The sequence below is a fragment of the Comamonas suwonensis genome, from assembly GCF_012844455.2.
GTDB classification, from domain to species: Bacteria; Pseudomonadota; Gammaproteobacteria; order Burkholderiales; family Burkholderiaceae_C; genus Comamonas; species Comamonas suwonensis.
The window spans coordinates 90,053-107,361 of sequence record NZ_JABBCQ020000013.1 but is presented as its reverse complement, the minus strand read 5'-3'; the positions used below and the strand labels follow the sequence as shown (position 1 = coordinate 107,361).

At 60.6% G+C, this 17,309-nt stretch carries 19 protein-coding genes; 6 read left to right on the top strand and 13 right to left on the bottom strand.

Translation table 11 applies throughout. The annotated features are described in order from the left end of the window. Nucleotides 1-118: 118 nt before the first annotated feature. A complete protein-coding gene (locus HF327_RS15320; protein ID WP_198461017.1) occupies nucleotides 119-421 on the top strand; it encodes a hypothetical protein in 303 nt (100 codons plus the stop codon). A gap of 30 nt (nucleotides 422-451) precedes the next feature. Here the strand turns inward: HF327_RS15320 and HF327_RS15315 are convergent, their stop codons facing one another. Next, nucleotides 452-1,099, bottom strand: coding sequence for a LysE/ArgO family amino acid transporter (locus tag HF327_RS15315; protein WP_198461015.1), 648 nt, complete (start codon nucleotides 1,097-1,099; stop codon nucleotides 452-454). A 69-nt stretch (nucleotides 1,100-1,168) separates the two neighbouring features. Between HF327_RS15315 and HF327_RS15310 the strand changes: the two genes are divergently transcribed. Then, nucleotides 1,169-2,089, top strand: coding sequence for an HTH-type transcriptional regulator ArgP (locus HF327_RS15310; RefSeq protein ID WP_198461013.1), 921 nt, complete (start codon nucleotides 1,169-1,171; stop codon nucleotides 2,087-2,089). A gap of 46 nt (nucleotides 2,090-2,135) precedes the next feature. Here the strand turns inward: HF327_RS15310 and HF327_RS15305 are convergent, their stop codons facing one another. Beyond that, entirely contained in the window at nucleotides 2,136-2,630 is a 495-nt protein-coding gene (locus tag HF327_RS15305) for a DUF2721 domain-containing protein (protein WP_198461012.1), read from the bottom strand. A gap of 246 nt (nucleotides 2,631-2,876) precedes the next feature. Between HF327_RS15305 and HF327_RS15300 the strand changes: the two genes are divergently transcribed. Beyond that, the gene (locus HF327_RS15300) at nucleotides 2,877-3,020 is read left to right on the top strand and encodes a DUF3149 domain-containing protein (protein ID WP_198461010.1); all 144 of its coding nucleotides are present in this window, start codon (nucleotides 2,877-2,879) and stop codon (nucleotides 3,018-3,020) included. A 106-nt stretch (nucleotides 3,021-3,126) separates the two neighbouring features. Here the strand turns inward: HF327_RS15300 and HF327_RS15295 are convergent, their stop codons facing one another. Both HF327_RS15295 and HF327_RS15290 read right to left on the bottom strand, forming a co-directional pair. Then, nucleotides 3,127-3,348 carry a SlyX family protein gene (locus tag HF327_RS15295; RefSeq protein ID WP_198461008.1) on the bottom strand — a complete coding sequence of 74 codons (222 nt, stop codon included), beginning with the start codon at nucleotides 3,346-3,348 and terminating at the stop codon, nucleotides 3,127-3,129. Further along, complete coding sequence (locus HF327_RS15290; RefSeq protein WP_198461006.1) at nucleotides 3,345-4,541, bottom strand: aminotransferase-like domain-containing protein; 1,197 nt, start codon at nucleotides 4,539-4,541, stop codon at nucleotides 3,345-3,347. The genes HF327_RS15295 and HF327_RS15290 overlap by 4 nt, the downstream gene beginning before the upstream one ends. Before the next feature lie 296 nt (nucleotides 4,542-4,837). On the opposite strand from HF327_RS15290, the gene HF327_RS15285 reads away from it, so the two are divergent. The 3 genes from HF327_RS15285 to nth all read left to right on the top strand — a co-directional run bounded on the left by HF327_RS15285 (nucleotide 4,838) and on the right by nth (nucleotide 9,052). Continuing rightward, complete coding sequence (locus tag HF327_RS15285; RefSeq protein ID WP_198461004.1) at nucleotides 4,838-6,331, top strand: collagen-like triple helix repeat-containing protein; 1,494 nt, start codon at nucleotides 4,838-4,840, stop codon at nucleotides 6,329-6,331. Nucleotides 6,332-6,596: 265 nt separating this feature from the next. After that, entirely contained in the window at nucleotides 6,597-8,303 is a 1,707-nt protein-coding gene (locus HF327_RS15280; RefSeq protein WP_198461002.1) for a ShlB/FhaC/HecB family hemolysin secretion/activation protein, read from the top strand. A gap of 92 nt (nucleotides 8,304-8,395) precedes the next feature. Further along, the gene (gene nth / locus HF327_RS15275; RefSeq protein ID WP_198461000.1) at nucleotides 8,396-9,052 is read left to right on the top strand and encodes an endonuclease III; all 657 of its coding nucleotides are present in this window, start codon (nucleotides 8,396-8,398) and stop codon (nucleotides 9,050-9,052) included. Nucleotides 9,053-9,109: 57 nt separating this feature from the next. Here nth and cobT read toward each other — a convergent pair whose 3' ends face one another. From cobT to cobO, 9 genes are all read right to left on the bottom strand, one after another. Continuing rightward, on the bottom strand, nucleotides 9,110-10,222 hold the full coding sequence (cobT, locus tag HF327_RS15270) for a nicotinate-nucleotide--dimethylbenzimidazole phosphoribosyltransferase (RefSeq protein ID WP_198460999.1): 1,113 nt from the start codon (nucleotides 10,220-10,222) through the stop codon (nucleotides 9,110-9,112). A gap of 200 nt (nucleotides 10,223-10,422) precedes the next feature. Further along, entirely contained in the window at nucleotides 10,423-10,854 is a 432-nt protein-coding gene (locus HF327_RS15265) for a hypothetical protein (protein WP_198460997.1), read from the bottom strand. 129 nt (nucleotides 10,855-10,983) lie between these two features. Next, the gene (locus HF327_RS15260; RefSeq protein WP_198460995.1) at nucleotides 10,984-12,438 is read right to left on the bottom strand and encodes a cobyric acid synthase; all 1,455 of its coding nucleotides are present in this window, start codon (nucleotides 12,436-12,438) and stop codon (nucleotides 10,984-10,986) included. Nucleotides 12,439-12,442: 4 nt separating this feature from the next. After that, nucleotides 12,443-12,844, bottom strand: a complete 402-nt coding sequence (locus HF327_RS15255) for a DUF3037 domain-containing protein (RefSeq protein WP_198460993.1) — start codon at nucleotides 12,842-12,844, stop codon at nucleotides 12,443-12,445. After that, on the bottom strand, nucleotides 12,831-13,637 hold the full coding sequence (locus tag HF327_RS15250) for a HipA family kinase (RefSeq protein WP_198461061.1): 807 nt from the start codon (nucleotides 13,635-13,637) through the stop codon (nucleotides 12,831-12,833). Before HF327_RS15250 ends, HF327_RS15255 begins: the two co-directional genes overlap by 14 nt. 16 nt (nucleotides 13,638-13,653) lie before the next feature. Further along, nucleotides 13,654-14,712 (bottom strand): aminotransferase class I/II-fold pyridoxal phosphate-dependent enzyme, encoded by a 1,059-nt coding sequence (locus HF327_RS15245; protein WP_198460991.1) that lies wholly within the window; start codon nucleotides 14,710-14,712, stop codon nucleotides 13,654-13,656. Next, nucleotides 14,705-15,787 carry an adenosylcobinamide-phosphate synthase CbiB gene (cbiB, locus tag HF327_RS15240; protein WP_198460990.1) on the bottom strand — a complete coding sequence of 361 codons (1,083 nt, stop codon included), beginning with the start codon at nucleotides 15,785-15,787 and terminating at the stop codon, nucleotides 14,705-14,707. The genes HF327_RS15245 and cbiB overlap by 8 nt, the downstream gene beginning before the upstream one ends. Next, nucleotides 15,784-16,509: a 5,6-dimethylbenzimidazole synthase gene (bluB, locus tag HF327_RS15235; protein ID WP_198460988.1), complete on the bottom strand. Its 726-nt coding sequence runs from the start codon at nucleotides 16,507-16,509 to the stop codon at nucleotides 15,784-15,786. The genes cbiB and bluB overlap by 4 nt, the downstream gene beginning before the upstream one ends. 184 nt (nucleotides 16,510-16,693) lie before the next feature. Continuing rightward, nucleotides 16,694-17,263, bottom strand: a complete 570-nt coding sequence (cobO, locus tag HF327_RS15230; RefSeq protein WP_198460986.1) for a cob(I)yrinic acid a,c-diamide adenosyltransferase — start codon at nucleotides 17,261-17,263, stop codon at nucleotides 16,694-16,696. Nucleotides 17,264-17,309: the final 46 nt, after the last annotated feature.

Here is a 17,309-nt window from a genome sequence, read left to right as displayed (position 1 = left end):
TGCTGCGCAACAGCCGCCGCATAAGCACTGGCACTTTATGAAACAAAATGCAACAATCGCCATCAACAGACTCGCTGCCCGCGAGCTGTCCCTGAAAGCCCTTGCTCAAGGAGACACGATGAACGCCCCTACCGCGACATCGCCTGAAATGGCGACTCTGGTTGCAGACCGTACGCTGGACAAATACGCCAAGGATTACTTTCCCCGTCGCGAGCAAGTGACGATTTCGTTTCGCGGGGATATTGCTGAAAAGCACAGCTACGACAAGATTCGCCCGCTGTCTGAAGCCCAACGCCACGACAAGAACATCGTGGTGATTGAGGGACTGAGCCAGAAAAAAGGCACGACTGCGCTGTACCGCATCGAGTGCAACAGCTGGAACCTGATTGAAGCCGTGGGCCTGTGGGAACAGCCGGCCTGAAATTTGCGCCGCAGAGCCGTTAAACCGCCATCAGACTTCCATCGTCATAGCGCTACCGGCCACCCACCACGCCAGGCTCAGCATCATCAAAGCCGTCACCCCGTCCATGATGCGCCAGGCCCTGGGGTGCTCAAATAAATGCTTCATGCGGCGGCCGGCAAAGGCCAGCAGCACAAACCAGCTCAAGCTGGCGCAGGCCGCGCCCAGCACGTAAGACCAGCGGTCCACGCCTTCCTGACGTGCGCCGATGGAGCCGGCTAGCAGCACCGTATCAAGGTACACATGCGGGTTGAGCAAGGTCAACGCGACCAGCACGGCCAGCACATTTCTCAGGCTGCGCGACTCTGCCTTGCCTGAAGGGCTTTGCAAATTCACATCAGGTGCGGCATACATGCGCCACAGCGCAAACAGGCCATACAGCAACAAAAATGCAGCACCGCCCAGCGTGAGGTAACGCGACAGCTCAGGGTAGCTTTGCAGCATTTGCGACATGCCCGCCACACCCAGCACAACCAGCAAAACGTCGCTGGTCACACACCATGCCACACAGGCGCGTACATGCTCGCCCTGCACTGCCTGGCGCAGCACGTACAGATTCTGGGCCCCGATGGAGATGATGAGCGACGCCAGCACGGTGAACCCGGCCAGCCATGAGGAGGAGAAATTGGCTGCAAGCATGGCGCAAATTATCGGCAGCATCACCAATTAAGTAAAATTACATTTCTTCATTCATATTAAGAATATCTAATGCTTGATTACGCCGGATTGGAAGCCTTGTCAGCCGTGGTACGCGAAGGCAGCTTTGAGCGGGCTGCGCACAAGCTGCACATAACGCCATCGGCTGTTTCTCAGCGCATCAAGTTGCTGGAAGAACGTGTTGGGCAGGCACTGGTACTGCGCGGCCAGCCCTGCACGGGCACTGAAGCGGGGCGACGTCTATGCCTGCATGTCGAGCAGGTGGCTTTGCTTGAGAATGATTTGCGCCGCAAAAACCCGGCACTGATTCCCGAAGGACAGGCATCTCTGCCTTCTATCAAGCTGGCGGTGAATGCCGATTCGCTCTCCACCTGGTTCATGGATGCCATGGCTGCTTTCACGCAGAACGGCAAGGAGCTGCTGGACATCAGCATTGATGATCAGGACCACACAGCCAAGCGGCTCAAGGAAGGCGAAGTCATGGCGGCCGTAACGGCGACCGCCGCTCCCATCACCGGCTGTAACACCTGGCCGCTGGGCAGCATGCGCTATATCGCGGTCGCCAGCCCGGGCTTTGTACGTGAGCACCTGCAAGGCAGCATCACACCGCAGGAGATCGCCCGCACGCCCATCATGTGCTACGACCGCAAAGACAGCCTGCAAGACCAATGGCTGCAGAGTGTGGGCGTTGATGGGCGGCGCAACAGTGCGCGCCACTTTCTGCCATCCAACCAAGGCTACACGCGGGCCTGCCAGCTGGGCATGGGCTGGGGCATACACCCGGCTGCGCTCATTGAGGCACAGCTGGCCGACGGCAGTCTGGCCGAGCTGCTGCCCGGCAACGACCTCTACATTCCCATGTACTGGTGCCATACCCGCAGCGCTCAGAACAGTCTGCAGCGGCTGACGGACTGCGTTATCCAGGCGGCCGCGACCTACCTGGAGCCTGTAAAGCACTCACCAAAACAGTAGCAACCTGCGATTGCCTGGCAAGCGCTACAGGCCTTTTTTATGAAAATCAGGACTTCTGATCGTCAGTGACCTTCCGGGCCGCAGCCTTGGCCTGACTCAGCATGTGAAAGTCCAGAATACGGGTAGCCATGATGGTTTCCCACAGAAAACAGCACAGCGCCAGCACAAAGGCCAGCACGCCCACCAAGAAACTGAGCACGGCGTAGCTTTGGCCGCTGAAACCATAAGCCTGCCCCACAAACAGCAACACAATGGTCAGCCCAATGCACATGCCGCACATTGTCAGCAGCGCAATAGACACATTGGCCAGACGACCGCGCTCACGCAGGTAATGCAGCTCGGTCAGGCTGCGGGCAATCAGCTCATGATCGGTGGCTGTGCGCAAGCTCTCTTCCAGCTTGCGCGCGCGGTCAATAATGCGGGCCAGCCGCCCTGCAACTGAGCCGATCATGCCGGCCACGGCGGTCAAAAAGAATACCGGTGCCACAGCCAACTGAATGCTGTGGGTAACGGTCTGGGCGTCGATGGACCAGATGCTCATGGCGTCCTCAAAATCAGGGCATGAATAAAAGCTTGATGACGCTATTTTCCACGCTAAAAGTCAGCATTGCTTTGACTTTCGCCGCAATAAATTACACGATCTGGCGATCACTTTCAGGCGCCTGAAGCACCGCTTTGACCTGGCGCAGCCCGCTGGTGCTCCCCACTTTGACCCAGCACAAAGCCGCCAGCATGTATCGCAGCCATAGTCCCTACAACGCTTAACGCATCTATTCAGGAGGGCCGCATGAAGCTAATGATCGACCTGTTTTCCACCGACTATGGACTGATGAGCCTTGCCGTGATTGTGCTGATCCTCGTCATGGCGGTTTTTTTCATCCGGCTCTTTATGGGCAAGATGAAGAACATTGCCGCTGAAGCGCTTGAATAATCAAATTTCATAGCCTCCCCCGCAATATCTGCCTGCGATTAAGGGCAATAAGGCATAAAAAAGGCCAGATCATTGATCTGGCCTTTTTGCTTGCAGCTCTCGCGACTCAATAGTGCGGAGGCAACTCATCGCGCAGGTTGTGCGAAGGGCCTGCACCGCCTTCTGGTGCCTGACGCTTGAGCTCGCGCACCTCGTTGATCAGCGCATCAATCTGCTGCTGCTGACGATAGATCGTCATATTGAGCTGCTCCAGCAAATCTTCGGAGTAGCTGGCCTTGATCTCCAGCTCCATGATTCGCTCTTGCATAGCTTGGCTCACGTCGCTCATGCCTTCAGCGCCTTGGCAAGGCGGGTAACGCCTTCAAGAATTTTGTCTTCGTCTGCTGTGGCAAACGAGAGACGGAAGGTGGCGTTATCGGCATTCTGCGCAAAGAAGGGAGCGCCCGGCACAAAGGCCACACCTTCAGCAATGGCCCTCTTGGCCAGCAAGCCTGCATCGGCCAGTTGGCCGCGCGCGCCTGTCAGTCGCACCCACATGAACAAACCGCCCTCGGGCTGGACAAACGAGACGGCATCGCCCAGTTGCTCGCGCAGCGCATCGCCCATGGCCTTGGCGCGCTTGGCATAGACCTCGCGCACATGGGCCAGGGTCTTGGGCATGACACCACTCTTTAGGTATTGGGCGGCCGTGGCCTGCGCAAAAGTGCTGGTGTGGGCATCGCTGAACTGCTTGCACATGACAGCACGGGCCAGCAGCTCTGGATGGGCAATCAGCCAGCCAATGCGCAGACCGGGGCTGAGCACCTTGGAAAGCGAGCCGCAATGGGCCAGCCATTCACGGCTGCCGGGCACTTCGCGACTCAGCGACATCAGGCTGGCGGGAGGCGCTTTGTCAAAGTACAGATCGCCATAGGGGTCATCTTCCACCACCAGGGTCTGGTACTTGACGGCCAGCTCCAGCACTTTTTTGCGGCGCTCAAGACTCAGCATGGCACCGCTGGGGTTGCCAAAGGTGGGGATCAGATAGACCAGCTTGGGCTTGTGCTCGGCAATCAGCGCTTCCAGCTCGTCGGTCTTGACGCCATGCTCATCCACAGGGGCAGAAATCACTTCTGTGCCATAGAGGCGAAAACACTGAATAGTGGCCAGAAAAGTAGGGCCTTCAACGATGACCTTGTCACCCTCATCCAGCATGGTCTTGCCCAGCAGATCCAGCGCCTGCTGGCTGCCGGTGGTGACGATCAGCTGCTCAGCAGTCACATCCGTCACCCCTTTGCTGGCCATAAATGCAGACAACTGCTCGCGCAGCGGCAGGTAGCCCTCAGTCGCACCGTACTGCAACGCAGCGCCCGCCTCTTCCTGCAACGCCTTGGCCGAAGCGGCGCTGATGCCCGCCACATCAAACATGGCGCTGTCCGGAAAACCACCCGCAAAACTGATGATGCCGGGCTTGCCCAGCAGCTTGAACAGTTCACGGATCGCAGAGGTTTCTACGTTATCGAGTCGTTTGGCAAATTGCATACGGTTTTTTGGTTAAAGCGCTGAAGAAATAACGTCGCTGCTTGAGCGGCAGGCACCCATTGTGGCGCGGCAAACGCGTCAGAGGGGAGAAGTGGCTTTTTGTAGGAAATATTCCAAGCAATCGGTAATCAAAATCCTACCAATAATTCAACATTGATAGTAAATGTTAATTGTGCATAACTTGGTGTCTCAAACTTTGAATTGGACAGTGCCCGAGCACTGCACAGAACATACGCCTACCGGTCAACGAGTTGCAGAGTCAACGGACTTTTTATTTTTTCCGAGATGGAGGATTTATGCGTACCACTACTTTTACCAGTAAGGCTCTGTATGCCTCGATCACTGGCAAAACCCCAACAGCCCTGCGCAGCCTGTGCGCAGTGGCGCTGGTTGCCAGCCTGGCCGCCTGCAGCTCCAGTGGCTCGCTGCGCAGCGACCTTGGCCCTGATGGCACCGGTGGCGGCGACGTCGTGGCAGGTGGTGGTACCGGCGGAGGCACAGGTGGTGGTACCGGCGGTGGAAACAACGGCGGCGGTGATGGTGGCGGCGGAACAGTCAATCCTCCCGTCGCTGGCGGCCCTCTCGCCCCGGTACGTGACACCGTGGCGGATGTGACTGGCGCGGTCTCCGGCACCACGGGAGTCATCAGTGACGTCAACACCATCGTGACTTCTGCTCTGGGCACTGCTACCAACGGTACACCGCTGAGCGGCATTGCACAGCCTGCCAGTGGCATCCTCGGCAACGTCAACAACGCACTGAACAGCGTGAACGGCGGCTTCAGCGCAGGTCTTGGCCAAATCGGTAAAACCGCCGACCCCATCGGCACTACCTTGCAAGGCGTGGCACCGGCGGTGGGCTTTCTCGGCGCCGCCGTCGGCTCCGCAGGCAAGACTGTCAGCGCACTGGACAAGCCTCAACTCGGTTTGGTCGGTGATGTCGCGGGTCTGGCAGGCGGTGCCGTACAGGTTCTGGGTACAACCGTCTCCGGCGTCGAGGGTACGGTGGCCAACCTGACCAACAGCCAGCTGGTCTCGGGCCTGACCTCTCAAGTCAGCCAGGTAGCGACACCCGTGCTGAGCACCCTGCTTGGAACCACGCAGAATCTGGTTCAGACCACCGGTCTTGCCCAACCTGTAAACAGCTTGTTAGGCACCGTGGGCGGTGTTGTGAACCATGTAGGGGCTAGCGTCGCTAGTACAGGCGTTCCCGTGGTGATGCCTCTGGGCGGCGTAGTTTCCGGTGTTGGTCAGACCGTGGCAGGCCTGGGTGGCGTCGTGTCAGGCACTCCAAACAGCTCCACCGCGAACGGCGGCCTGCTGGGCGGTGTGCTTGGCAACGTCACTGGCACCGCTGGTGGGCCGGGCAACCTTGTCGGAGGTGTACTGGGTACCGTCACAGGCGTGGTCGGCGGGGTCACCGGTGGAGTGGGTGGTGGCACGAACGGCGGAGCCGGAGGCCCTGTCGCTGGCGCTGGCAACCTGCTTGGTGGTGTCCTGGGCACTGTCACTGGCGTGGTGGGCGGGGTCACGGGAGGAGTTTCAGGTGGTGGCAACGGTAGCGCTGGTGGGCCCGTCGCGGGCACAGGCAACTTGGTCGGCGGCGTAGTGGGCGGCGTCACAGGTCTGGTCGGAGGCGTCCTTGGCGGCGTCACGAATGCGGCTGGCGGCACAAGCGCAGGTGTAGCAGGCGGAGCCGCTGCTACAGGATCGGGCGGCCTGCTGGGTGGTCTGCTCGGCGGCCAGCTGGCCTTAGGCCTGGGCGGCGGCGCTGTCGCCAGCAACAAGTAAAAAGCGATGGTGGTAGCAGTGCTTCACCACTTCGCCACCTGAATCCAGCCCGCCTTTCGGCGGGCTTTTTAACGACAACCCCATACCCATTTTTAGGTATGTAGGGAACAATCAACATCATCAGAACTGCCAGCACGCACCTGCAAACCAGGGGCTTGCACTTGAGGCGAGGCGCGAAGCCGCGGCATTACAACAGTACGACCAGGCCAGCAGCAACGCATCAAGGGCAGTGCTGGCGGATCCAGAACAAGAACAGGAGGGACTTTTGCAATCAAGAACAACCAGGCAGCGCCATCTCGGTTCCTTAATTCCGACCTTCGTCCTTACCGCATGGGCGCCTCTGGCCTCGGCACAGCTGAGCGGCAACCCGCTCAACAGTCTGCCCCAGACCCCAGAATCCGCGCAGCATCTGCAAGCGGCACCCAAGCCGGTACAAGTACAGCTTGAAAAGCCTCAGCCTAGTCCGCAGGACATCACCAGCGTTCAGGTCGCCGTACGCGGCGTGAATGTTCAGGGCAGCACCGCCATCCCGTTTGAAGAGGTCAGCGCGCTTTTCACGCCCTTCATCAACGGCACACATACGGTAGGCGAACTGAACGCAGCCACCCAGAAGGTCAGTGAGCTCTATCAGCGCCATGGCTATGCGCTGTCCTTCGCCTACTTGCCACCGCAGGACTTCGCCAACGGCGCAGTGCAGGTGATGGTCGTGGAAGGCTTTGTGCAAAGCCTGAATCTGGAAGGCAACTTCGGCCGCTCCGAAGAGTTGATCCGTGAGCTTGCCCAGCCCCTGCTCAATGAGCGGCCACTGACGAGCAAGACTTTTCAGCACCAGACCCAGCTGATGGCGCGGTTGCCGGGCGTGCAAATCACCGCTTCGGCAAGCCTGCCCTCCACCACGGATGGGGCCGTGCCCCTGGTCATCAAGTCCAAGCACAAACCCATAGCCGTTACCATCGGCGGCGAGGCGCGCAAACCAACCCCGCGCCTTATCGCATCCGTCACCCTCAATGACCCGTTGTGGGCGGGCAGCCAGCTTCAGGCTTCGGCCATGCTGCAAAACCCCGACAAAGAGCGGTTCGGCTCCATTGGCTTTACCCAGCAATTGACGCCCGAAGGCACCCAGGCGCGCGTCAGCTATTCCGACTACCGCAGCTTCAACCCGCCTGCCACACGGATTCCGGGTATTGATGATCTGACTCAGCAACGCAAGCTCGACTTCAATATCAGCCACCCCTGGATATTGAGCAACACCACTCAGCTGAGCACCACCGCCGGTCTGTATGCCATTAACTACAGCCGCGAGCTGGCCGATAGCCAGGCATCGCTGCTGCGAGAGGAAAAGGTTCGCACGCTCTATGCGCAAATGGCCTGGGCATCTTTTGGGCAGAACACGGCACGCTCAGCATCCGTGCTTCTGGCTCACGGGCTGGACAGCATGGGGGCTTACAAAAATACCGATTTGCTCGTCGGCAGCCAGATTTACCAACTCACCAACCCCGCCAAGCTGGACTTCACCCGCGTGAGCGCCGACTACGCCCAGCGCCACCGTTTTGCCAACAAGATGGGGGCCGCGTTTGCCGTCGGTGGTCAATACAGCAAGGACATTCTGCCCACGCCGGAAAAAATTTCCTTTGGCTCCACCCGCTTTGGGCGCGGCTATCAGGCCGGTGAGTTCTCGGGCGATTCGGGCATGGGGGCCAGTGCCGAGCTGAACTACCAGCTCCCCATCAACCAGCCCTGGATCAAATCAGCCGAACCATACCTGCTTTATGAATGGGCCCGCACGCACCAGCAAACCAGTGGCATCAGCGGCAACACGCTGCGCTCGGTCAGTCTGGGGCTGCGGTTATCCGACAACCGTTATTACGCGCTGGATGTCGCCATGAGCAAGCCGCAGGGCGACAGCTCCATCAACAACCCCAACCGCAAGCTGCGCTACAGCCTGGTGCTGAGCTACAACCTCGACCCGTAAGCCGCTCTACAAGGTGCATTCGAGTCAAGCCGCTGCCCGCCACAGCGGCTTTTCTTTTTCAAGCTCTGCCCACGACAAGCCACAATAGCGCCATGAAAAAAAGCGATATCGAGCCGTTTTTTGCCGTGCTCAAGGCCGCCAACCCCACGCCGCAAACCGAGCTGGAATACACCACGGTGTTTGAACTTCTGACCGCCGTGCTGCTTTCCGCACAGGCCACCGATGTGGGCGTGAATAAAGCCACGCGCAAGCTCTTTCCCGTCGCCAATACGCCGCAGGCGATTTTGGATTTGGGGCTGGAAGGGCTTGAGAGCTATATCAAGACCATCGGCCTGTACCGCAGCAAGGCCAAGCACTTGATGGAAACCTGCCGCATGCTGGTCGAGCTGCACGACAGCAAGGTGCCCGACAACCGCGAAGCACTGGAAGCCCTGCCCGGTGTGGGCCGCAAGACGGCCAATGTGGTGCTCAACGTCGCCTTCGGCCAACCCACCATGGCGGTGGACACGCATATCTTTCGCGTGAGCAACCGCACAGGACTGGCCCCCGGCAAGAACCCGCTGGAAGTGGAAAAGCAGTTGCTCAAGCGCGTTCCCGATGACTACGCCGTGGACTCACACCACTGGCTGATTTTGCTGGGCCGCTACGTCTGCCAGGCCCGCAAGCCGCGCTGCTGGGAATGTGTGGCATCGCCCTACTGCGACTTCTCACCCAAGACGCCAGCACCCACGGCAGGAAAAAAGAGCTAAAAGCGCCTTAACTCCTTACATTTAAAGCGCTAGCAGCTATTCTTTTTAAAGTATCCATCATCTCTTGGTGCTGACGCCAGCCGACTCAAAGCTGGCCATTTCATTGAGCATGGTGCACGCCGACAGCAGCAGCGGCCAGGCCAGCGCAGCGCCTGAGCCTTCACCCAGGCGCAGCTGCCAGTCCAGCATGGGCTCAGCCTGCAAATGGGCCAGCATGCGGGTGTGGCCCGGCTCGCCCGAGCGATGGGCATACACACAGCGCTGCAGCACATGGAGCTGCAAGCGACTGGCGACAAGCACGGCGGCGGTGGTGATAAAGCCATCCACCACAATCACACGGCGCTCGGCGGCAGCCTGCAGCACGGCGCCGGTCATAGTCGCAATTTCCAGCCCCCCCATGGCCGCCAGCACGGCCAGTGGCTCCTGCACACCGGCATGAAAGTCCAGCACCTGCTTGAGCACGGCAATCTTGCGCCGCAAGCCTTCGCTGGAGAGGCCTGTGCCCACGCCCGTCACCGTCTCAATCGATTCGCCGCACAAGCGCGCTAACAAAAGCGATGCGCTGGAGGTATTGGCAATGCCCATCTCCCCCAGCAGCAGGGCATTGCCGGGCAGTTTTTTGACCAGCTCAGCGCCATTGCGCAAAGCCATGGCGCATTGCAACTCTGTCATGGCCGGGCCTTTGCTGCAGTCAGCCGTGCCATAGGCCACTTTGCGCCGCCACAGGCGCGGCTCATCGGCCTTGGGCAGTTTGTGCTCCGGGTCTTGCTCGCGCACTTCAAAGTCGCGGGCCACGCCGCAGTCCACCACATTGAGCGCCACTCCGTTCTGGCGCGAAAGCACGCTCACAGCTGCGCCGCCTGACAGAAAGTTCTCCACCATCTGCCAGGTCACATCGACGGGATAAGCCGATACGCCTTGCGCCGCCAGGCCATGATCGGCGGCAAACACCACCATCTGCGGGGCAGACAGCTGTGGCGACTCATTGCCCACGATACTGGCGATGCGCAGCGCCTGCTGCTCCAGCAAGCCCAGCGATCCTTGCGGCTTGGTCTTGAAGTCGAGCTTGTGCTGAACACGCTCGGCCAGTGCGGCGTCGTGAATATCGGCAACCTGCGGGCAGGACCAGAGCGTGGACAGGGTGGAATCAGAGAATTGCGCGGAACTCATGCATGGCAGTCATCCCCGGTGCATCAAACCCCAGTGCCATCCGCCACCGGGACGCAGACAGCACATTATTCGAGCCCGCAAGTATCGCGCTTTCGCTGCGCCTTCAAGAGAAAGCGCAGACATCCCACACTTTTCCCATGAAAAAAGGCCCCGAAGGGCCTTGGCTGCGTATTCGATCACTGGCAGTCATTGACTGGCTATCAACGAATCACTTCCTCGACCGTCACTTCACGCAAGATGCCGCCGTCCTTGACGGAGCCGCTGACCGCACCATCCTTGACACGCGCAACACAGGCCAGCTGATCCACTTCGGTCTTGAACACCTGACAGCGCGCAATGGCGTTGCGCTCATACTGATTGATACCCTGACCATCGCCTAGCTGACCTTTTTTCATCTCTGCATTGGCAGCAGCCGCTTCACGCGAAGAGTTGTCACCATGTTTGTGATGATGCTTGGGGTGGCCTTTATGGTGATTGTGCTTTTTCATGGCAGGCTTTGGAGCCTGCATTGCTGCTGCAGCCGAATCTGTAGCCGGTTTGGCTTGCTCCATCTGGGCGCTGGCCAGACCGGCCAGCGACAAAACGGCAGCTCCCAAGGCCACTTGAAGGGTACGAACCTTGAAAAAAGTCATAGGTAACTCCATTCCTGAACAGTGAATAGCTCTGTCAGCTTGCACGCACTCAGGGTTATGGATAATCGGTTTAGCGCACATAGGCTTGCAGGATAAATCCCACAAAACCATGCAAACTTCACCTATTCGCTACAACGATCCGGCCTCAAACCATTGACCTACGCCCTGCGCCAGCCGTGCAAAAACCTGCTCCAGACTGGGTGCATCGTGGCCAAACAAGGCGTGAATCACTTCCGCGTTTTCAAACAGTCCGTGCAGATAGGTGCCAACCACCGCCGGGTTGCCACCTTGCCACAACATGCCGGGCAATAGCTCTTTCGCAGGCTGCTCAGCGCCAGCCTGCATATCCGCACGCAGCTCGGTCTGACCGTGGTGGATTTCATAGCCACGCGCCTGCACACGGCTCAGCCCATTCCACGGCGCTTGCAGCTCGGGCAAAGTAAGCGTGGTGGGTTGCACGGTCTTTTCTTGCGCAAACAGCGTTGCCAACGGCAGCAAGCCCAGACCTGCGGCATTGCCATCCACGCCATGCAGATCAATCAACGCCTCGCCCAGCATTTGCAGTCCACCGCAAATGCCCAGCACGCGCCGGCCTTCGCTGGCATGGGCAACGATGGCGGCATCCAGCCCTTGCGTGCGCATCCACGACAAGTCAGCCGCTGTGGCCTTGCTACCGGGCAGGATGACCCAGTCGGCATCGGCAATCTGTGAGGGTGAGCGCGCCCAGACCACGCGCACGCCAGGCACCTGCATCAGCGGCTGAAACTCGTCCAGATTGCTGATGCGCGGGTAGGCAATGATGGCGATGGTGGTGTGAATGGCCTGCCCCGCACCCGTGCTGCCACGGTCGTCGAACACTCCATCCTCTTCCGGCAGACCGTGAGCAAACTGCATGGGGATGCACGCGACTGTCGGGATGCCCGTTTTTTCTTCGAGCAACTGCGGCGCAGGTGCCAGCAGCGATGCATCGCCACGGAATTTGTTGAGCACAAAGCCTTTGATCAGCTTTTGCTCGTCTTCCGGCAGCAGCGCCCAGGTGCCATACAGGTGGGCAAAAGCGCCGCCCCGGTCAATGTCAGACACCAGCAGGCAGTGCGCATTGCAGTGTTTGGCCACGCGCATGTTCACCACATCACTGGCATGCAGATTGATCTCGGCCGGAGATCCTGCTCCTTCGATCACCACCACATCGTTTTCGGCACGCAGCTCGTCCAGTGCCTGAGCAATCTGCGGCCACACTTTCAGGCTGCGGCCACGCCAGGGCATGGCGCTCAGCTCGTCGTTGACCTGACCAAACAGCACGACCTGGCTGCGCGTATCGGCCTCGGGCTTGAGCAGCAAGGGGTTCATGCGCACATCGGGCACCGCGCCTGCGGCCAGGGCCTGCAGGTACTGGGCTGTGCCGATCTCGCCCCATTGACCGTCGGGCGTGGAGACAACACGGGCGTTATTGCTCATGTTCTGCGCCTTGAACGGCGCGACCTTCAGGCCCTGGCTGCGGTAGTAGGCGCACAGCGCCGTGGCCACCCAGCTTTTGCCTGCGCCACTGCTGGTGCCCAGCACCATGATGCAACGTGCTGTCATATCGTTAATTTTCAGATTGGATGGGCAGCACCATGCGCTGCATGATGCGGGCCAGCGCCTCGCCGGGCTGCATGCACAGCCCCATGTGCGAGGGCGATGTCTGGATGATGCTGCTGCGCTTGGCCGTCAGCCAGTGGTAGCGCGCACGCATGGGCAACTGGGCGATGGGGCCACCATGGGCCGCGCCTTCGCAGATGGCCACAATCGCGCCCAGGTGGCGGTGCACGGTTTCCATGTCCACATTCGGGTCCAGCGCCAGCAAGCGTGCTTCATCCAAGGCCATCGCAGCCTGCAGATGACCGGTGCGCTGGCAGGAGATGATCACCCCCGCATTCACAAATTCTTCACGCTCCACGCGCGGCATTACCCGCACGACTGCGTAGTCGTACACCTCATGCGCGGGCATCGATCACTCCTTGCAACCAGCGGCCACGCTCCGCAAGGCGGGCCACAAAATAATTCACATAGGCGCCGCGGTGGGCCTGCACGTTGTTCAGGGCACCGCCGTCTTTGTCTGCGGCGGCCTGCTCCAGAAAGCAGTCAGGCACCTCCGCCAGAATGGCGGTCAGCACCTCGGGATGCAACAGCGCAGCCAGCTCAGCATCCACCTCGGCGAGATGGCTGGCCAGCGGCAGCAGCACATGCTCAGAGCTGGGGGCAAAAGGCTTGGCCGGGTCGGCAACGGTTCCATTCCACGCATGGTGAAACGTCAGGCTTGCGCCATGGTCGATGAGCCAAGGCTGCTTTTTGCACATCAGCATATTGGTGTTGCGCGCCGTGCGATCGACATTGCTGACCAGGGTGTCAAACCACACCAGACGCGAGGCAAAGTCGCTGTCCACCACATCGACAGCCGGGTCAAAGTTGATGGCCCCGGGCAGATAGTCCAAGCCCACGTTCAGCCCGTCGCTCGCGCGAATCAGGTCCTGAATTTCAGGGTCGGATTCGGTTCGCGACAGATCGCCGTTCAGCTGCATGAGCACAATTTCCGGCACGGGCAGGCCCAGCGCGCGTGCCATGCCACCCGAGATGATTTCGGCCATCAGCGCCCGCACGCCCTGCCCGGCCCCGCGGAACTTGAGCACATAGGTGCCCAGGTCGTCGGCCTCGACAATCGCGGGCATGGAGCCGCCTTCACGCAGCGGCGTGACGTAGCGCTCCACCAGCACAGAGCGCAGCTTGAGGGTTTCAGTGTCCATGCGAAATGGTAGCGTCTCACGCATGCGGGGGCGGCGTTGCAAGGTCATTGGATGCATCCTTCAGGGAGCCCTGAATGCTCAGCCACGCCCGCTCCAGCGCTGCCTGGGACACGGGTGGCAACACGCCCAGCCGTACATGACCGGGCAAGCCAAAGCTGGCACAGTCCCGCAGCTTGACGCCTTGGGCACGCATTGCAGCCAGTGGCGCAGCAATATCGTCCAGCGGCAAGCGCACCACAAAGTAGTTGGCCTGATGGTCTGGCACCACCTGCCAGCCCAGCTTGGCACACAGCGCCAGTTGCTGCGCCTTCCAGCGGCGCAATGTCACCAGGCTTTGGGCCAGCCATTGCTGCACCTCATCGCTGACCCAGGCCTGCAGCATGGCCACGCCATGCGAGCCCACCACCCACGATGCCGCCAGGTCACGCAAGGCCTTGAGTTCAGCGCCAGCCGCATGCACGGGTGCAATCGCATAGGCGGCTCGTATGCCCGTCATGCCTAGCGCTTTATTGGGCGTCCACAGTTGCCAGACGGTATCCAGCGATCGCTGTGGTGCCTCACCCTCCAGCCACAGCGGGCGATAGGCGCAGTCCAGCACACGCCACTCCTGCTGTGACGCTGCCTTGCTCCAGGCTGGCCAGATATCCTCTTGCACCCCCAGCGGGCTGGATGGTTCACAGGCCCAGCTCAGCGCAGGCAGCGGGCTCACTTCAGCGCGGCGACACAGCGCCAGCCGCCAAACGCGTGCCGCCTGCAGGTAGTCGCCATAGTGGTGCGGCGGGAAAAAAACGTTCTTGGCACCGCTGCGAACGGCATGCAGGGTGAGGCGGTGAATCAGCTCGCTGCTGCTGCCGCCAATCACGATGCGCTCTACCGCCACACCATGAAAGGCCGCCAGCTGCGCCTGCAACTGCAGGTAATGGGGATCAGGGTACTGCGCCACATGGGCCGCCTGCAGTGCCTTCACCGCCATCGGGCAGGGCCCGCAGGCATTGCGATTGGTCGAAAAATCATGCGCAGGCACGCCCAGCGCATCGGTGCCGCCATGCATGGCGGCCACAGTCATATCAAACATTCCCAACCAGCTTCCACATCCAGAGCGCCATAAAAATCATAGCTATCAGCGCAAGCAGCACCTGCGCTGCAATCACTTTAGATGCCAATTTTACGGATTTCTGCAAGTCCTCAGACTCTGGTCCCCGCCCCTGCGGATTGAGCTGGTACACGCCGGGCTTGGAAAGATGCACACCCAGCGCCTGCGCCATGGCGCCCATGGGCCAGCCGCCGTTGGGCGATGGCGTCACGCGCGCGTCGCGCCTCAGGCCGCTCCATGACACACCGCCCGCGACCAGCGCCAGCCATAGCGCGGTGATGCGCGCTGGAATCCAGTTGAGCACATCGTCTGCCCGCGCCGCCCATTTGCCGGCCCATTGCCAGTGGCGGCGTTTGTCCCCCTGGCCGCGCCAGCCGGGGTAGCCCCACATAGCGTCTGCGGTATTGGCCAGCCGATAGACCGCCGCACCCGGCAAGCCTGCCACGGCAAACCAGAACAGCGGGGCGATCACCGAATCACTCAAATTCTCGGCCAGCGTCTCAATCGCGCTTTCGCGCACGGTGGCCGCATCGAGCTGCGCGGTGTCGCGACTCACCAGCCAGGACAAGCGCTCACGCCCGGCAGGCAGCGATTGCTGCAAGGCCGCTTCCACCGCCAACACCTCTTCTTTGAGCATGCGCCAGGACAGCAAAGGCTTGAGCAGCACACCCATCACCAGCCCCCACATCCACCAAGGTGCAAAACCCAGCATGAACTGGGCCAGCCAATAAACACTAAAAAACAGAGCAGCCAGACCGCACCACGCAAGCGCTGCAAGGCCAAAACGCCCAAAGTCATGTTTCACCTCGTGGCGTGGCGCAATGGCCTGCCCGGCCCAGCCCAGCAGCTTGCCCATCAGGACCACCGGGTGCAGCCAGACCGGCGGCTCCCCCCAAAGCCTGTCCATCAGCAAGGCGACCAGCACGGCCAGCAAAGCGGCTTGTACATTGCCCGCCCAATGCCATGCCGCCTGATCACTGGAAGTGAAGGTTTGATACAACCACACCACGGGGCTGAGGGGCAGACCGATCAGCTCAGCCCAGGTTATTGCTGTCATGTGCCCGTTTGCCCCTTGCCCGCAGCCGCCGCATTGGAGGGAACGGCGCTCGAGTCATCCCAGACATCGTCCATCAGCATGTCTTCCAGCGGCGCACGGCAGGCCCATTTTTCTTGCTGCAGCATGGGCGCGGCGTAATACGCATCGACAGGGCCCAGGCACAGCACGCCCAGCGGATGGGCACCATCAGGCATTTGCAGCAGCTTTGCCAGTTGCAGCGGGTCAAAAATCGACACCCAGCCCATGCCCAGCCCTTCGGCACGTGCGGCCAGCCACAGGTTTTGAATGGCGCAGGCGGTACTGGCAATGTCCATCTCAGGCAGAGTGCGGCGGCCAAAGATATGCTTCTCGCGCCCCGGCGGCATGGCAACAACCAGCACCTCGGCCGCATCCAGCACGCCCTGCACCTTGAGCTTCATGAAATCTTCTTCACGCTCGCCCATGGCATGGGCAGTGCGCACGCGCTCTTCTTCAACCAGCGCGTGAATTTGCTTGCGCAGATCCACGCTTTTGACACGAATAAAGCGCCAGGGCTGCATGAAGCCCACGCTGGGCGCGTGGTGCGCGGCGCGCAGCAAGCGCAGCAAAACGTCATCCGCCACCTGCCCGCCCGCAAAGTGGCGCATGTCGCGGCGCTCGTAAATGGCGCGATAGACGGCAGCACGCTCGGCCTCGGTGAAAGGCGTGGCGGGGATGGTGGGTGTTGAGTGTGCTTCAGACATAACGTAATTGTGGCCCTTTGGCGCATGCGCGAATACCTCGCGATTACCACGTACCGGCCCGCAAGCAGCGAAAAACTGGCGCCACCCCGGTCAGAACAGCCAAGCAAGGGCCGCCCCGCAGCGAGGGCTGCGTCCCCCTCCGCGAAGCAGAGAGGGGGAAGGCGCGCAGCGCCACAGGGGGTGATTAGTCCTCTATCCCTCGTTGGGCGGGAATACCCGCTTGAAACGCGTGTTTGATCATCGTCATCTCGGTGACGGTGTCGGCCATGTCGATGATCTCCTGCGGGCAGCGGCGGCCTGTCAGGCAGACATGCACATCCTTGGGACGCGCCTTGAGCGTGTCCAGCACGTCTTGCAGCGGCAGCCAGCCGTAGATCAGCGGGTAGGTGATTTCATCCAGCACCACCAGAAACAGCTCGCCAGAAAGGATGTCGGCCTTGGCTTTTTCCCAGCCATCGCGTGCCAGCTGAGCGGAGTGGTCCAGGTCCTTGCTCTTCCAGCTGAAGCCGTCGCCCAGCCCTTCAATAGGCAGGCCCACCTGCTCGGCCAGGCGGTGCTCGCCAAAGCGGGCCGTGGGCACCTTCATGAACTGATAGACCTTGACGGCCTTGCCCCGGCCCGTGGCGCGAAAGGCCAGACCAAAAGCTGCCGTGCTTTTGCCCTTGCCGTTGCCGGTGTTGACGATGATCAGGCCGCGGCGCTCGCCCTCGGGTTTTTCATAGGGTTTTTCGGTGGGTGGCGTTTCAATATGCATAGCTGCTCTCGTTGGTCTATCAAGGGCTAAAGGGTAAAAAGACTCA

Bases quoted from the DNA above. Each gene is read 5' to 3' on its own strand.
- HF327_RS15250 (WP_198461061.1), bottom strand. From the start codon at position 13,637: ATGGACACTGAAACCCTCAAGCTGCGCTCTGTGCTGGTGGAGCGCTAC.
- HF327_RS15285 (WP_198461004.1), top strand. From the start codon at position 4,838: ATGCGTACCACTACTTTTACCAGTAAGGCTCTGTATGCCTCGATCACT.
- HF327_RS15255 (WP_198460993.1), bottom strand. From the start codon at position 12,844: ATGCCCGCGCATGAGGTGTACGACTACGCAGTCGTGCGGGTAATGCCG.
- HF327_RS15245 (WP_198460991.1), bottom strand. From the start codon at position 14,712: ATGTTTGATATGACTGTGGCCGCCATGCATGGCGGCACCGATGCGCTG.
- bluB (WP_198460988.1), bottom strand. From the start codon at position 16,509: ATGTCTGAAGCACACTCAACACCCACCATCCCCGCCACGCCTTTCACC.
- HF327_RS15260 (WP_198460995.1), bottom strand. From the start codon at position 12,438: ATGACAGCACGTTGCATCATGGTGCTGGGCACCAGCAGTGGCGCAGGC.
- cobO (WP_198460986.1), bottom strand. From the start codon at position 17,263: ATGCATATTGAAACGCCACCCACCGAAAAACCCTATGAAAAACCCGAG.
- HF327_RS15305 (WP_198461012.1), bottom strand. From the start codon at position 2,630: ATGAGCATCTGGTCCATCGACGCCCAGACCGTTACCCACAGCATTCAG.
- HF327_RS15265 (WP_198460997.1), bottom strand. From the start codon at position 10,854: ATGACTTTTTTCAAGGTTCGTACCCTTCAAGTGGCCTTGGGAGCTGCC.
- HF327_RS15315 (WP_198461015.1), bottom strand. From the start codon at position 1,099: ATGCTTGCAGCCAATTTCTCCTCCTCATGGCTGGCCGGGTTCACCGTG.
- HF327_RS15290 (WP_198461006.1), bottom strand. From the start codon at position 4,541: ATGCAATTTGCCAAACGACTCGATAACGTAGAAACCTCTGCGATCCGT.
- cobT (WP_198460999.1), bottom strand. From the start codon at position 10,222: ATGAGTTCCGCGCAATTCTCTGATTCCACCCTGTCCACGCTCTGGTCC.
- nth (WP_198461000.1), top strand. From the start codon at position 8,396: ATGAAAAAAAGCGATATCGAGCCGTTTTTTGCCGTGCTCAAGGCCGCC.
- HF327_RS15300 (WP_198461010.1), top strand. From the start codon at position 2,877: ATGAAGCTAATGATCGACCTGTTTTCCACCGACTATGGACTGATGAGC.
- HF327_RS15310 (WP_198461013.1), top strand. From the start codon at position 1,169: ATGCTTGATTACGCCGGATTGGAAGCCTTGTCAGCCGTGGTACGCGAA.
- HF327_RS15320 (WP_198461017.1), top strand. From the start codon at position 119: ATGAACGCCCCTACCGCGACATCGCCTGAAATGGCGACTCTGGTTGCA.
- cbiB (WP_198460990.1), bottom strand. From the start codon at position 15,787: ATGACAGCAATAACCTGGGCTGAGCTGATCGGTCTGCCCCTCAGCCCC.
- HF327_RS15295 (WP_198461008.1), bottom strand. From the start codon at position 3,348: ATGAGCGACGTGAGCCAAGCTATGCAAGAGCGAATCATGGAGCTGGAG.